Source organism: Streptococcus sp. CCH8-C6 (genome assembly GCF_001557225.1).
In the GTDB taxonomy this organism is placed as follows: domain Bacteria; phylum Bacillota; class Bacilli; order Lactobacillales; family Streptococcaceae; genus Streptococcus; species Streptococcus sanguinis_C.
Genome location: NZ_LSJN01000032.1, coordinates 24,668 through 39,355 on the forward strand (window position 1 = coordinate 24,668; position 14,688 = coordinate 39,355).

Genomic DNA, 14,688 nt, shown 5'->3' on the forward strand with positions numbered 1-14,688 from the left:
CTAGTCACCTCCATTCATAAAGAGCTGGGAGCCGTAAGTCTTTTTCATATTGTCCTTGGTAAAGCTAGTCTCGGTAGGACCAAAGGCAATCAGCTTACGATTGAGCAGGATAACTTGGTCGAAATAATCAACAACCTTGCTCAGGTCATGATGGACAATCAGGATAATCTTGCCTGCGGCTTTGAGACTGCGCAGCGTAGACATGATAATCTCTTCGCTGACAGAGTCGATCCCGACGAAGGGCTCGTCCAAAAAGATACAATCCGCCTCTTGAACCAAGCAGCGAGCAATCAAGACCCGCTGAAATTGCCCGCCGGACAGCTGGCTAATCTGGCGCTCAGCCAAGTCTTCTAAACCGACAATTTTCAATGCCTCAGCCACCTTGTTCCAATGGGAACTCTTTAGCCCCTGAAAAAGCTTGAGCTGAGGGTAAAGCCCCAAAGAGACACACTCTTTGACTTTGATAGGAAAATGATAATCAATATTAATCTTTTGCTCTACGTAGGCGACCCTCTGGAGAGAGTTTTGCAGCGGCTTTTGATCCAGCAGAGTCTGGCCTTGGTGGTCAATAATCCCTAGCATGCCCTTGAGCAGGGTAGATTTTCCGGCTCCGTTAGGACCAATAATCCCAGTAATAGTTGGCTCCTTAATGGTTAAAGAAAGGGGCTCAAGAGCCAGCGTATCCTGATAGCTGACAGTCAAATCTTTAATCGTAATCATCTCATACACCTCTATGGTTTTAATATACATTTATGGTTTTAATATACATTAAAACAAAAATTAAGTCAAGTTAATTTTTAGTAAATTTTTAAAATTAATATAAGAAATGTTTGAAAAAAGAAGAGGATTTTGATAAGGTTATATCAAAAGCATGAAAGTGAGAAGAAGATGACACGACTACAAGATGATTTCTATGATGCAGTTAATGGTGAGTGGGCCAAGACGGTGGTCATTCCTGATGATAAGCCAGTGACGGGCGGCTTCATGGATTTGGCGGATGAGATTGAAGATCTTATGCTTGCCACGACCGACAAATGGCTGGCTGGCGATGGAGTGCCAGAAGATGCTATTTTGCAGAACTTTGTTGCTTACCATCGCTTAGCAACGGATTATGACAAGCGGGAAGTGGCAGGGATTGAGCCAGCGCGTGCTTACATTGATGAAATTCGCAACCTAACATCTTTTGAAGACTATGCTTCTAAGATTGCTGATTTTGAACTGGCTGGTAAGCCGACTTATTTCCCCTTTGGTGTGGCGCCTGACTTTATGGACGCCCGTATCAATGTACTCTGGGCAGACGGACCGGGAACAATTTTGCCAGACACGACTTACTATGCAGAGGACCATCCGCAGAAGGCTGACCTGCTTGCAAAATGGCGCAAGACACAGGAAGATTTGCTGGCAAAATTTGACTTTGCAGAAGAGGAAATCAAGGATCTTTTGGATAAGGTCTTGGAGCTGGATGCTGTTTTTGCTCAGTATGTTCTGTCTAATGAAGAAAGCTCTGAGTACGCTAAGCTCTACCATCCTTATAAGTGGGATGATTTCAAAGCCTTGGTACCAGAGTTGCCTCTGGCGGATATTTTCACCAAGTTAATCGGTCAAGAACCCGACCAAGTCATTGTGCCAGAAGAGCGTTTTTGGCAGGCGGCTAAGGATATCTATACAGCTGCTAACTGGGATAAACTCCATGCTCTGCTGATTCTCTCTGCGGTCCGCAATACGACACCTTATCTAACGGATGACATCCGTGTCTTGGCAGGAGCTTATCATCGTGCTCTATCAGGGACTCCTCAGGCTCAGGACAAGAAAAAAGCAGCCTTTTACCTGGCCCAAGGTCCCTTCAATCAAGCTGTCGGTCTTTGGTATGCTGGTCAGAAGTTCTCACCAGAAGCCAAGGCTGATGTGGAGCAGAAAGTGGCGACGATGATTGAAGTTTACAAAAACCGCCTGGCCCAGAATGACTGGCTGACACCAGAAACTCGGGACAAGGCCATTGTCAAACTCAATGTCATCAAGCCTTATATTGGCTATCCGGACGAGCTGCCTGAACGCTATTCCCGCAAGGTTGTGGATGAAAATCTGACTCTCTTTGAAAATGCTCAGAAGCTGAGCCAGATTGATATTGCTTATAGCTGGAGCAAGTGGAATCAACCAGTAGATTACAAGGAATGGGGAATGCCAGCCCATATGGTCAATGCCTACTATAATCCACAGAAAAACCTGATTGTCTTTCCAGCGGCTATCCTGCAGGCGCCTTTCTATGACCTGCACCAATCCTCATCAGCCAATTACGGTGGTATCGGAGCGGTCATCGCCCATGAGATTTCTCATGCTTTTGATACCAACGGCGCTTCCTTTGATGAAAATGGCAGTCTCAATAATTGGTGGACGGAGCACGACTATCAAGCCTTTACCGAGCGGACTCAAAAGGTCATTGACCAGTTCGAAGGACAGGATTCCTATGGTGCTAAGGTCAATGGCAAGCTGACCGTTTCAGAAAACGTGGCAGATCTGGGCGGCATTGCAGCAGCCCTAGAAGCAGCCAAGAAAGAAGCGGATTTCTCTGCTGAGGAATTCTTTACCAACTTTGCTCGCATCTGGCGAATGAAAGGACGCGAAGAGTATATGAAGCTCCTGGCAAGCGTCGATGTCCATGCTCCAGCCAAACTTCGTACTAATGTGCAGTTGCCAAACTTTGACGACTTCTTTACAACCTTTGATGTGAAAGAGGGAGATGGCATGTGGCGGAGCCCAGAAGAGCGGGTGGTCATCTGGTGATGCAGAGATAAGAGTACTTATCGAATCCTGCTCAAATCAAAAATAATCGAGTTCGTTTCAATAGTCTGCTTTTGTTTGTGAAAGCAGGCTATTTTGTCAAAGAAAATATAAAGCGTTTACATTTCTATGACCTTGTGCTATACTGTATTTGATAACAAAAAACAAACAAAATATCCAAATAGAATAGATTTCAAAGTGTTTATTAATGAATAATAAAGAAAAGAGATATTCTTATGGTAAAACGATTCATTAGTTCAAATGCTTCAGAAATTTTAAGTATGACTGCGCTGGAGCTGAAACAGAGCATCAAGGCCAGTGAGGGCCGCGTTATCCTATCTGAAAACGTAGCTTTTAAAGAATCTTATATCGGTGATGTGACCAATGCAGAGATTGCTCGGTCTTTTGGTGCTGACTTGATTTTGCTGAATGGGATTGATATCTTCCAGCCTTTTGTGGCTGGTCTGGACGCCAAGGAAGATTTTGTTCAGGAACTTCACCGCTTGGTTGGCCGTCCTATCGGTATCAATCTAGAGCCGGTGGACAGTCAGGCCCAGATGGCAGGAGAACGCCTGGTCATCAATGAGGGGCGTCAGGCTAGTCTAGCGACCATTCAGCGAGCAGAAGAGCTGGGTGTTGACTTTATCTGCCTGACGGGTAATCCGGGGACTGGTGTCACCAATCAGGCCATTATCGACACTATTCGAGTGGTCAAGGAGAATTTTTCAGGCCTGCTGATTGCAGGCAAAATGCATGCTTCGGGTGTGGATGAGCCGGTAGCAGACCTAGAAGCAATCGCTCAATTTATCGAGGCTGGTGTTGATATTGTCCTAGCACCGGCAGTCGGCAGTGTGCCTGGCTTTGATGAGCAGGACTTGAAGCAGATTGTCCGCCTGGCCCATCAAAAGGGGGCTCTGGTTATGAGTGCGATTGGTACCAGTCAGGAGAGTGCTGATGAGGATATTGTCAAGCAAATGGCCATCCGCAACAAAATCTGCGGTGTAGATATCCAGCATATCGGAGATTCAGGCTACGGCTGTCTGGCTCCGGTTGAAAATATCTTTGCCATGAGTAAGGCTCTCAGAGGACAGCGCCACACCATTTCCATGATTTCACGTTCGATTAATAGATAGTAAAATGAGACCGACTTTTAGGGGGGAAGCTCCTAGAAAGCCTGTCTCTTTTTTTGTAAAAAAAGACCGAGATTCTTGTCTCGGCTTTTATAGGTTTCCTTTTTTATCTAAAAATTCATGATAGACACAGAGGCTGACTGCAGAGCGGGCAATGCTGTATTTAGAGTAAGGAATAATGACAATCTCTGCTTGCTTTTGCTTTGGGAAGAGAGGTACTTCCTGCTCTAACTGAGCCAGAACCTGCTCGGCAATCACCGGATAAGAGAAGAGCTGGCCGTCTAGATAAATCCTTTCGCTATCAATAAGCTGGCAGAGGTTGGAAATGGAAATGGCCAGGTAGCGGCAGGCAGTATGAATCAACTCAATACTGCCCAAGTCTCCTAAGCGATAGGCGGTCATCAGACTTGTCAGATCAATGTCATTGACGTCCTCTACAAGGGTCTTTAAGAGCGAGGTCTGGGAAGCCCGATACAGGATAGCTGCTTTATCAATCAGAGCGCTTTCGCTGGCATAAACCTGCAGGCAGCCGTGCTTGCCGCAAGGACAGCGCTCGCCTTCAGGATTGATGACGGTATGCCCCACCTCTCCGATAAGATAATTTTCCTGACTGTAAATGCTACCCTTGTACATGTAAGAGCAATGAATACCTCTGGCGACATGATAGACGATAAAATTCCTGTCTGTCGGATGATAGCTAAAGAGGCGTTCAGCCATTGTCAAACAGTGGGACTTATTGGCAAAGTAGACAGGGAGATCAAAGGCTTCTTGAATAGTCCGCAGGTTAATCTGTCCCCAGTGGGGGTTTTTAGAAATGATAAAATCACTTTCAGAGAGATTCACATGTCCCGGTAGTCCGAGGGCAATCGCTGAGATGGAGTATTTGCTATTCTTTTTCAGAAAATCTTGAATCAGCCGGATAATTTCCTGGTCAGACGGGCCGCCTGTCACCTCAACCTGATAAGTCCGAATGCTGCTTTCTACAATCTCACCGGTATTGTCAGCGATGACCATAGTCAGCTGTTTTTCAGAAATCTCAAACCCCAGATAGTAGCGGCTATGAGGTGCAATATCCAGCAGGGTTTTCTTGCGGCCTACGCTCTCGTCATTGAGCTCGCCCAGCTCCAGTACCAAGCCTTCCTTGATCAGTTCATTGATGATGCTGCCAGTCGTGGCTGGTGTAATTTGAGTTTCTTTTGAAATATCAATCCGAGAAATCGGTCGTTTGGCATAGAGCTGATCCAGGACAGTTGCCCTTAGCTCGTTTTGTTTTCTAGTTCGTGTCATCTTGTTTCCTCTGCTGCTATACTATCAAAAAAAGCTAGAAATCTCAAATGTAAGCGTTGACATAGTACAGAAAAATAGTTATAATGTTTATAGAATATTAATAACATGGTGAAAAATATTCTTTTTTTGGGTTTTTGTTTATATATTAAAAACAAATAGCAAGCGTCGTTGCAGGCTAGGTCAGATTCATAAAGGAGGATGCCGATGGAAACAAAACAAATTATGTTAGTCTGTGCGGCTGGGATGAGTACCAGTCTCATGGTCAATAAAATGCAGAAAGCTGCAGAGGAGCGAGGCTTGGCTGCAACGATATTTGCGGTGCCAGTGTCAGAAGCAGAAGACTATCTAAGCGAGAAAAAGGTTGATGTCCTTTTGCTGGGGCCTCAGGTCCGCTATCTGTTGGAGGATTTGCAGGAAAAACTAGCTTCAAAAGGCATTCCGGTGGATGTCATTCCTATGACGGACTACGGAATGATGAAGGGGGATAAGGTCCTGGATCTGGCAGAGTCGCTCATGAAGTAGGTACTCCTATGGAAAATAAAGATTCCTTAGAGGTCGCTATGACCCTCATTATGTATGGCGGAGAGGCCAAGTCTTGTGCTATTGAAGCCATTGCAGCAGCAAAAAAGAAGGACTTTGACCGGGCTCAGGAGAGACTGAGTCAGGCTCAGAAAGCCCTGCTGCAAGCCCATCACGCTCAAGCTGAAATGCTGAGCAAGGAGGCGCAAGGAGAAAAGACAGAACTTAGTTTATTTATGGTACATGGGCAGGATCATCTCATGACCAGTATCGCCTTTGTTGATTTGGCAAAGGAGATTGTTGATTTGCATAAAAAATTTGATGAATAGGAGAAATGCAGATGAGTAGTTTGGTTGATAAATGGCAAGCGCGTCTCATGCCTATTGCCAATAAAATCGGCAACCAAAAATTTCTGGTTGCCCTGCGGGATTCCTTTATTGGGACCATGCCTGTGATTATGACGGGCTCTTTCGCCCTCATGGTCAATGCCTTTCTATCTGACTTGCCAGGACAGTTCGGCTGGACCTGGATTTCCTCTACCTTCCAGTGGCTGATTGATATTAACTGGCTGGTATTTAAGGGCAGTATTCCTATCGTTACCCTCTTGTTCCTCTTTACTTTCGGTGTCAATATCGCTAAGATTTACAATACTGATAAGGTATCTGCTGGTCTGGTAGCTGTTGCTTCCTATATTATTACCATTGGTGGCTCAGTTACTAAAACCTTTGAGTTGGCTGGCAAAACACCAGGGCTGAGCAAGGCGATTTCAAAACTCCCAGAGCTAAAACTTGACGGCAGTAATCTGTCTGTGACGATTAACAGTGTCATTCCAGGTGACCAGATTAGTGCGCGTGGTTACTTTACTGCCATTCTGATTGGTTTTGTATCTGTTATCATCTTTTGTAAGGTCATGAATCGTAACTGGACTATCAAACTTCCAGATTCTGTTCCGCCAGCTATCATGAAGCCGTTCCTGTCTATCATTCCGGCTGCGATTGCTATGTATGTCGTGGGAATTGCGACCTATCTCTTTAATCTGGTGACAGGCGAGCTGTTGATTGATTGGATTTACAAGATTCTTCAGGCACCGCTTCTCAGCTTGTCTCAAAGCTTCTGGGCTGTACTGCTCATTGTCTTTCTCAATAAGATTTTCTGGTTCTTCGGACTGCACGGCGGTAATGTGCTGGCGCCAGTTATGGCTAGTCTATTTGGTGTGACCATGCTGGCCAATCTGGAAGCTTATCAGGCTGGGCATGCGATTCCTTACATGTGGACGGATAATTCTTTCGGTGCTTTTGTCTGGTTTGATGCGATTGGAGTTGCCATTGCCATTCTCTGGCAATCTCGGAACAAGCACTATCGAGAAGTGGCTAAGTTAGGAATTTTCCCAATGGTCTTCAACATCGGTGAGCCGGTTATGTACGGTCTGCCAATCGTTTTGAATCCAATTATGTTTATTCCATACGTCCTGACGCCAATGGTCATGGTAACAGTAGCCTACTTTGCAACCTCTATGGGCTTGGTTGCGCCGGTTACTCAAAACGTTACTTGGGTAATGCCGCCGATTCTCTACGGTTTCTTTGCGACAGCCTTCGACTGGCGGGCAATTATTCTTTCGCTAGTTAACATCGCTATTTCGACCGCTATATATCTGCCCTTTGTTAAGATGGCAGATAAACAGGAGGAGCTTGGATAAATGGCAAAATTTGAAATTAAAGAAGAATTTTACTTGGATGGCAAGCCTTTTAAGATTTTATCGGGAGCTATTCAGTATTTCCGGCTTCATCCAGACCAGTGGCGAGATACCCTTTACAATCTCAAAGCTCTAGGCTTTAATACGGTAGAAACTTATATTCCTTGGGCATTGCATGAGCCTCAGGAAGGTCAGTTTAAGGCAGAGGGCATGCTGGATTTTGAAGCATACTTCAAGTTGGTTAAGGAGATGGGGCTTTATCTCATTGTCCGTCCGACACCTTACATCTGTGCAGAGTTTGACTTTGGCGGCCTGCCGGCTTGGCTCTTGAGATATCCTTCGATGCGCCTGCGGGTCAATCATCCGCTTTTTCTGGAAAAGGTCAGTCATTTTTATGACTGGCTCTTTCCCAAGCTTCTGCCCTATCAGAGTGATCAAGGCGGTCCTATCCTCATGATGCAGGTGGAAAATGAATACGGGTCTTATGCCGAGGACAAGGCCTACATGCGCAGCATTGCACAGATGATGAAGGTACGTGGCGTTACGGTTCCCCTCTTTACCTCTGACGGGACATGGATAGAGGCTTTGGAGTCTGGAACCTTGATTGAGGATGATATTTTTGTGACGGGGAATTTTGGCTCCCAACCCAAAGAAAATACAGACAATCTACGAGCTTTCATGGAGCGCTATGGCAAGAAATGGCCTCTTATGTGTACTGAGTTTTGGGACGGCTGGTTTAGCCGCTGGAGCGAGGAAATCGTTCGGCGAGAGGCAGAAGATTTGGCCCAGGATGTCAAAGAAATGCTGCAGCTGGGCAGCATGAACCTTTTCCTATTGAGAGGTGGGACCAATTTTGGTTTTATCAGCGGCTGTTCAGCCCGCAAGACAAAGGATTTGCCACAGATTACCTCCTATGATTTTGACGCACCCATTACTGAGTGGGGGCAGCCAACCGAGAAATACTACGCTGTTCAGCGGGTGACACACGAGGTCTTTCCAGAGCTTGAGCAGATGGAGCCGATTAGCCGACAGGCCAAGGCCTATGGCAGTTTTCCGCTGCTTAGGACTGCAAATTTGCTGGATGTTGCAGCGGACATCACAGAGGAAATTCTGCTGGATTATCCGCAGCCTATGGAGCAGATTGGGCAGAATTATGGCTATATCCTCTACCGTTCCGATATCAAAAATCAATACCATGAGGAAAGGCTCAAGGCCTTGGAGACTCATGACCGCTGCCATTTCTATGTCAATCAGGAACACCTAGCTACCCAGTATCGGGAAGAAATCGGTGATGAGATGCTCTTCTCAGCTGACACCGAGCGAATTCAGATTGATGTGCTGGTGGAAAATATGGGGCGTGTAAACTATGGTTACAAGCTGGGCGCACCTAGTCAATCCAAGGGAGTCAAGGGGGGTATCATGATTAACCACCAGTTCCGCAAGGGCTGGAAGCATTATGCGCTTAAGTTTGACCAGGAAATGCTGGCCAAGTTAGACTGCTACTCAGATCCACCGGAAAAAGTCAAAGCACCGACCTTCTATCGCTTTGAAGCAGAGTTGGATGATATCGCTGATACCTTCATTGATTGCTCCAAGTATGGGAAGGGCTGTATTTCGGTCAACGGCTTCAACCTAGGCCGCTACTGGAATGAAGGGCCGATTCACTATCTCTATGTGCCGTCTGGGCTGCTTAAGGAAAAGAATGAATTTATCGTCTTTGAAACTGAAAATGTCAAGATTGAAGAGTTGACCTTGCTTGACCATCCAGTCTATAAGAAATGAGGTGTTGCGATGAAATATATGACAGTCGGGAATGAACTGGAAGGAGCCAGTCAGCTGATTTTGGGCTGCATGCGTCTGGCAGAGCATGCTCCTGAAGAGGTCGTTTCCGTTCTTGAAACAGCATTAGAAGTGGGAATTAATTTCTTTGACCACTCAGATGTTTATGCTGGCGGCCAGTCTGAAGCCAAGTTTGCGCAGGCTCTTCGCTCGGCTAAGATTCCCCGGGACCGAGTTCTCATCCAGTCCAAGTGCGGACTGCGGGATGTTCACACCAACTACCATTTTGACTTTTCTAAGGATTATATCATCAGCTCGGTTGAAGGCAGCTTGGAGCGTTTGCAGACAGACTATCTGGATGTGCTCCTCCTGCACCGGCCAGATGCTCTCGTGGAGCCGGAAGAGGTGGCTGAAGCTTTCTCACGGCTGCACCAAGCTGGGAAGGTCCGCTATTTCGGAGTCAGCAATCAAAATCCTTATCAAATTGAGCTGCTGCAAAAGAGTGTGGAGCAGACCTTGATTGCCAACCAACTGCAGTTTGGTCCAGCTCACACTCCGATGCTGGATGCTGGGCTCAATGCCAATATGCTCAATCCTTTAGCAATCGTTCGGGACGGTAGTGTGCTGGACTATTGTCGATTGCATCATATCACGATTCAGCCTTGGTCACCATTTCAGGTTGACTTGAACCAGGGACTTTTTATGGAGCATCCTAAATATACTCAGCTTACAGAAACTCTGCATGCCTTTGCGTCAGACTATCAAGTTTCTTTTGAAGCCTTAGTTCTCGCCTGGATTTTGCGTCATCCAGCACAAATGCAGCCAATTGTTGGCTCCATGAATCCGCAGCGAATTCGCTCAATGGTGGCTGCTTTTGATATTGAGCTCTCTCGGGCTGACTGGTATAAGATATACAAGAGCGCGGGGAATCCTCTGCCCTAAACTTGTTTTTGCAGGGAGATTATTTGTTATTCAGAATCAATGAAGCCTAAGACCAGCGAATCGGTCTGCATATTTCATTGATTAAGCTCGACTCTGCACCTTATGAAAGGAGAATGATATGAATAATAAGTTTTCTTGGCAAGGCCTAGCAAACTCTGCTTCTGCTGCCAAGTATGGAAGTGGCTTGCTGCTATGTGTTTCCCTCTTGTCCTTAGCAGCTTTGACAGCTGTATCAAGAGTTGAAGCAGAAGATGTTGCGCCTGCCCCTGCCGCAGTAGCTGAAACGTCGGCTTCTCCAGCAGCGCAAGCAAGTCCTGAGGCTGAAAATCCAGCTGTGGCTGAACCCCAAGCAGCTCCTGCAAATCAGGCTGAATCAGCTGCAGCCGCTAGCGAGTTGCCAGCCAGTCAGGTCATGTCTGATGAGCAGAAGCAGCGCGCCATTGCTCAGATGGGAGCCAATCAAGGGGATGTCTGGGTTTGGTCGGAGGAAAATGTCGTTGAAGAAAATGGGGAGCGTCAAAAGCGCGGTCCTAATGGCGGTCCTGGCCAATTTAATGGCGGAGCCGTCGTATTAGGCGGCCGTCCGACTTATGACCCAGCAGCTGATTGGTACTACCTTGCTTATAAAGGCGAAGGGATGACCGATGAAGAAGCACAGGCTGTCTTTGACAAGGAACGCGGCAAATGGATGAATGAATTTGATCCTTGGGGCGTTGTGATGGAAATGACGGACAATAAGGCCAACAATGCTTGGGCGGATATTCGTAACATGCAGGCTTTCGTGCTCCGGAAGGACTCCAATGTCTGGGAGAAAATTGTGGATCACCCTCAAGGGGTTCAATGGGTTGCTCAATTCAAGGGCAATATGTCCAGCTACGTAGGAGATGCACGGCAGGAAGCCTTGGCTGGTGGGGGAACAGCTATTGAGGTATTACCTAAGCAGGATCGGGTTGCCCACTGGGGTTCTGATCAGGCCCGTGATATTCCAAATCCTCAAACCATTCGGGCTGTTTTAGTTTCCGTAGAAGCTCGTATTTCTGAAAAATCTGACCCAGATGCCAAGCTGGGTATTCAAGTTGGCGGTGACTGGAAGTTTGCTGAGGAAGTGAGTAAGCCGCTCTGGTATCCAGGAGCTGGTCTGGCTGGTATTCAGCGACTGACCAAGGATTGGGCGCGTTACTATTTTGTCAGTCTTACTGGTATTCAAGATGCAGTCGAAGAAAGGGCCATTTCACAAGATGTATTTATGAAGAGTATCGTGCCGTTGGCCGATATGGAGCAAGCCTCTCAAAATCAAGCCCAGCAGGCAACCCCTGCAAGGCCTGCTCCAATGGGTAGCCAGGTAGAAAATCTGACCTACAAAGCAAGCGGCCAGACGGATCCTCAAGCAGCGTTTCAAGAGCCAACTTTTGAGCAAGCTTCTTCCAAACAACTACCTAAGACCGGCAGCCAAAGCAGTCTATTGGCCAATCTGCTTGGACTCGGGCTCTTAGGGCTGGGTGCTGGCTTCCTTGGCCTGAAGAAAAAATCTTAGGTTTTGCAAGCTAGAGGAAAAATAATCTACAAAAAAGCAACAGCAGTTTCTAGCTGTTGCTTTGTGTTTGGCTTAGGTTTTACATGACAGGATGTTCAAAATTAGATGCTTGCGCAGCGGGCGGACTGCAGACAGGCTCTTGGTATTTTTGAGTAAAGCGGCATCTTGGGAAGTTGGAGCAGCCCCAAAATTGCTGACCGGCCTTAGAACCTTTGGCTGCTATACGGAGCACCAATCCATGCTGGCAGCGAGGGCAGATCTTTTCTGCTTCTCTACGTTGTTTATTCTGAGCAATGCTGTTAATATGGCGCTCTTTGATGACCTGTTTTCGCTTGGTCAAAGGTAGCAGCATACGATAGAGGTCGTCAATCTGCTCGGGCGACAGGTAGACTGGACTTTGGCAGGCCTGCCGGTCAATTGCTCCTATCACTTGCCAGGTCTGAATAACCTTATGCCTGTCACTGTTCAGATGGATTTCCTTAAGCTGACAGTCATTGCCAAAGACGATATAGGAATATAGATTTGGCGTGTATTGGTTGAGATAGTAGCTGAGCCATTTGAGATGGACTTTATTTTGAATAATGGGATTGAAAAAAGAATGCTTGTAAGATTTTCCGCGGCCACCGGAAAGAACCTGAGTCCAGTATTGCTGATTTTCTGAGCCGAAAATCCAGCCCTTGTAGTTTTTGGACTCAAAAATGTAAATTCCAGACGGGTGAATCAGCAGGGCATCAATCTCAGTGGTAGTGCCATCTTCTTTGAAGATATAGAGATTGTACAAAATCTTTTTGTAGCCATAGAGTTGGTTCAAGACCTGACCAAGCTGGTACTCTCCCTGTTTTCCCTTGTTGTATTTGAGTTCCCAAGGGGCAGTCTGGGTTTGCTGGAAATAGTCAGGCTCTGGGCTTTGGCTGGACGACCAATCCGAGTCTGTATCTTCTCGGTCTTCAAGTAGCTTATAACTGATAAAAAAGACGATGCCAAAGACAGCCACAAATGCGACGAAAAAGAATCCAAACATTTCCTAATCTCCCTTAAAATCCCTAATTCGAGTATAGCACAAAATAAAGGACGAAAGATTTTTATAAGTGTAAAAACACGGCAATTGAACAATAGATTAAAATATGTCTAAAAACAGAAAGCTATCCTTTAAAAACTTATTTTTCCAAAAACACCTCACAAACCTAAAAAATCATGTATAATAAAAAGACAGGAAAAGAATAGGAGTTACCATGTCTCAGGAATTAATCAGTGTTATCATCCCTGTTTACAATGTTGAGCAGTATTTAGCAGAATGTGTGAACAGCGTCTGTCGTCAGACCTATCAAAATCTGGAAATTATTCTAGTCAATGATGGTTCAACAGATGCTTCTGGCCAGATTTGCCAAGAGCTAGCTGATCAGGATGCGAGGATTCGCCTCATTCATCAGGACAATCAAGGTTTGTCCGGTGCCCGCAACACAGGGATTGAGCACTCTAGTGCAGACTATTTGATTTTTGTGGATTCGGATGACTGGCTACCTGAGCAGCATGTTGCCCGCCTCTATGAAAAGCTCAAGGAGTATGATGCGGACATTGCTATTGGTCACCACTGTAGTTTCCGTGCTGAGGATTCAGCCTTCCTCTACTATTCGACAGAGCATTTTGAAACCCTCTATACGCGAGAAGAGATAATCGAGGAGTACCCTAGACGTCGCATGGTAGACGGTGTCTTTCTCTGTGCCTGGGCTAAGCTCTATAAGCGTGAGCTCTTTGATACAGTGCGCTATCCAGTCGGCCGAGTGGCCGAAGATGCCTTCACAACTTATAAGCTGTACCTTCAGTCAGAGAAGATTATCTACCTCAATGAACCGCTCTATTACTATCGCTTGCGGCCAAATAGCATCTCCATGACTTGGAATGAGCAGTGGTTCCGAGACTTGATTATAGGTTTTGAGGAGCAGCTAGCCATTTTGGGTAAGCTGGGCTATGACCTGAGCTTCTACTACAAATACTACACTTTCCTGCTCCAGTATTGTCGCGACAGCGCTGCAGCTGTCGGTATGCAGTCCAGTCGGGTCTATCAGGAAATTGAAAGTAAACTCAAACTATTTGGAGAATAAACAAAACAAGCCACCTTTCAACCGCAGGGCTGACAGCGTGGCTTGTTTTTTGGTGTTTTAAAAATTAAAGACTAAAAGTAACAATTAATGTCATGCTTCAAAAAGACATCTTGGTATTCAAATAAGTCTTCGGGGTGCAAGGCCTTGACGTCTTCCATGTCATACTTTCGGCCGAGTAATTTGTATTTATTTTCGCCAAATTGATGGAAAGGCAGCAGCTGGACTTGATTGATGGATAGTTCATTAAACAAAGTCGCAAACCGCTCTGCATCTTCTAAGGAGTCGTTAAAATCTGGAATGACAGGAATGCGGAGAACAATCGTCTTTTGATGAGTAAAGGCGTAGTGGATATTCTGAACAATTAATTCGTTTTTTACTCCAGTCACCTTGCGGTGGTTGACAGAGTTATAATGTTTCAGGTCTGTATAGATAAAATCAACGTACTGGATGAGATCCACGAATTTTTCATGTTCTACAAAGGCAGTTGTTTCAATAGCGGTATGAATCCCTTTTTCCTTAGCCGCTTTGAGAATGGCCTTGGCAAATTCAAACTGGGCGAAAATCTCTCCGCCAGATAAGGTTAGACCACCGCCAGATTCTTCATAAAAATCTCTGTCCTTTAGGACTTCGTTGATAATCTCCTCGACACTTCTTTCCTCCCCCATAGTGATGCTTTTTTTGGTAGTGGCATCCAGCATAGGCTCGGGTCTGAATTGCTGTGATTCTGGATTAGAGCACCAAGGGCAACGCAGAGGACAGCCCTTGAGGAAAACCGTTGTACGAATCCCTGGTCCATCATGAATACTGAAATGTTGGATGTTGAAAATAATTCCTTTTGTTGTTTCCATACTCAGGCCTCCTTTGGATACAATCATTATAACTTATTTTAGAAAGAAAAACAATTACGAATGAAAGTTATTTTTA

Annotated in this window: 13 protein-coding genes; 9 read left to right on the plus strand and 4 right to left on the minus strand. The window is 45.9% G+C overall.

Features of this window, described 5'->3' with window-relative positions; genetic code table 11:
* The gene (locus AX677_RS03235) at positions 1-720 is read right to left on the minus strand and encodes a metal ABC transporter ATP-binding protein (protein ID WP_032915396.1); all 720 of its coding nucleotides are present in this window, start codon (positions 718-720) and stop codon (positions 1-3) included.
* A gap of 168 nt (positions 721-888) precedes the next feature.
* Here AX677_RS03235 and AX677_RS03240 point away from each other — a divergent pair, with 168 nt between their 5' ends.
* Positions 889-2,781 (plus strand): M13 family metallopeptidase, encoded by a 1,893-nt coding sequence (locus tag AX677_RS03240; RefSeq protein ID WP_060976146.1) that lies wholly within the window; start codon positions 889-891, stop codon positions 2,779-2,781.
* 233 nt (positions 2,782-3,014) lie between these two features.
* Positions 3,015-3,911 (plus strand): hypothetical protein, encoded by an 897-nt coding sequence (locus AX677_RS03245; protein WP_060976147.1) that lies wholly within the window; start codon positions 3,015-3,017, stop codon positions 3,909-3,911.
* An 87-nt stretch (positions 3,912-3,998) separates the two neighbouring features.
* Here the strand turns inward: AX677_RS03245 and AX677_RS03250 are convergent, their stop codons facing one another.
* The gene (locus AX677_RS03250; protein ID WP_060976148.1) at positions 3,999-5,195 is read right to left on the minus strand and encodes an ROK family protein; all 1,197 of its coding nucleotides are present in this window, start codon (positions 5,193-5,195) and stop codon (positions 3,999-4,001) included.
* 204 nt (positions 5,196-5,399) lie between these two features.
* Between AX677_RS03250 and AX677_RS03255 the strand changes: the two genes are divergently transcribed.
* The 6 genes from AX677_RS03255 (at position 5,400) to AX677_RS03280 (ending at position 11,662) form a co-directional block, all read left to right on the plus strand.
* Positions 5,400-5,717, plus strand: coding sequence for a PTS sugar transporter subunit IIB (locus tag AX677_RS03255; protein WP_004188921.1), 318 nt, complete (start codon positions 5,400-5,402; stop codon positions 5,715-5,717).
* Positions 5,718-5,725: 8 nt separating this feature from the next.
* Entirely contained in the window at positions 5,726-6,043 is a 318-nt protein-coding gene (locus tag AX677_RS03260; protein WP_060976149.1) for a PTS lactose/cellobiose transporter subunit IIA, read from the plus strand.
* 5 nt (positions 6,044-6,048) lie between these two features.
* Positions 6,049-7,410, plus strand: a complete 1,362-nt coding sequence (locus AX677_RS03265) for a PTS sugar transporter subunit IIC (protein WP_002896670.1) — start codon at positions 6,049-6,051, stop codon at positions 7,408-7,410.
* A complete protein-coding gene (locus tag AX677_RS03270; protein WP_060976150.1) occupies positions 7,411-9,189 on the plus strand; it encodes a beta-galactosidase family protein in 1,779 nt (592 codons plus the stop codon). It begins immediately after the preceding gene.
* 9 nt (positions 9,190-9,198) lie between these two features.
* Positions 9,199-10,128: an aldo/keto reductase family oxidoreductase gene (locus AX677_RS03275; protein ID WP_060976151.1), complete on the plus strand. Its 930-nt coding sequence runs from the start codon at positions 9,199-9,201 to the stop codon at positions 10,126-10,128.
* Between the two features lie 118 nt (positions 10,129-10,246).
* Positions 10,247-11,662, plus strand: coding sequence for an LPXTG cell wall anchor domain-containing protein (locus AX677_RS03280; protein ID WP_060976152.1), 1,416 nt, complete (start codon positions 10,247-10,249; stop codon positions 11,660-11,662).
* 79 nt (positions 11,663-11,741) lie between these two features.
* Here the strand turns inward: AX677_RS03280 and AX677_RS03285 are convergent, their stop codons facing one another.
* Entirely contained in the window at positions 11,742-12,683 is a 942-nt protein-coding gene (locus AX677_RS03285) for a nuclease-related domain-containing protein (RefSeq protein WP_060976153.1), read from the minus strand.
* A 211-nt stretch (positions 12,684-12,894) separates the two neighbouring features.
* Here AX677_RS03285 and AX677_RS03290 point away from each other — a divergent pair, with 211 nt between their 5' ends.
* Positions 12,895-13,764: a glycosyltransferase family 2 protein gene (locus AX677_RS03290; protein ID WP_060976154.1), complete on the plus strand. Its 870-nt coding sequence runs from the start codon at positions 12,895-12,897 to the stop codon at positions 13,762-13,764.
* Positions 13,765-13,835: 71 nt separating this feature from the next.
* Here AX677_RS03290 and AX677_RS03295 read toward each other — a convergent pair whose 3' ends face one another.
* Positions 13,836-14,612: a glycyl-radical enzyme activating protein gene (locus AX677_RS03295; protein ID WP_060976155.1), complete on the minus strand. Its 777-nt coding sequence runs from the start codon at positions 14,610-14,612 to the stop codon at positions 13,836-13,838.
* Between the last annotated feature and the right edge of the window lie 76 nt (positions 14,613-14,688).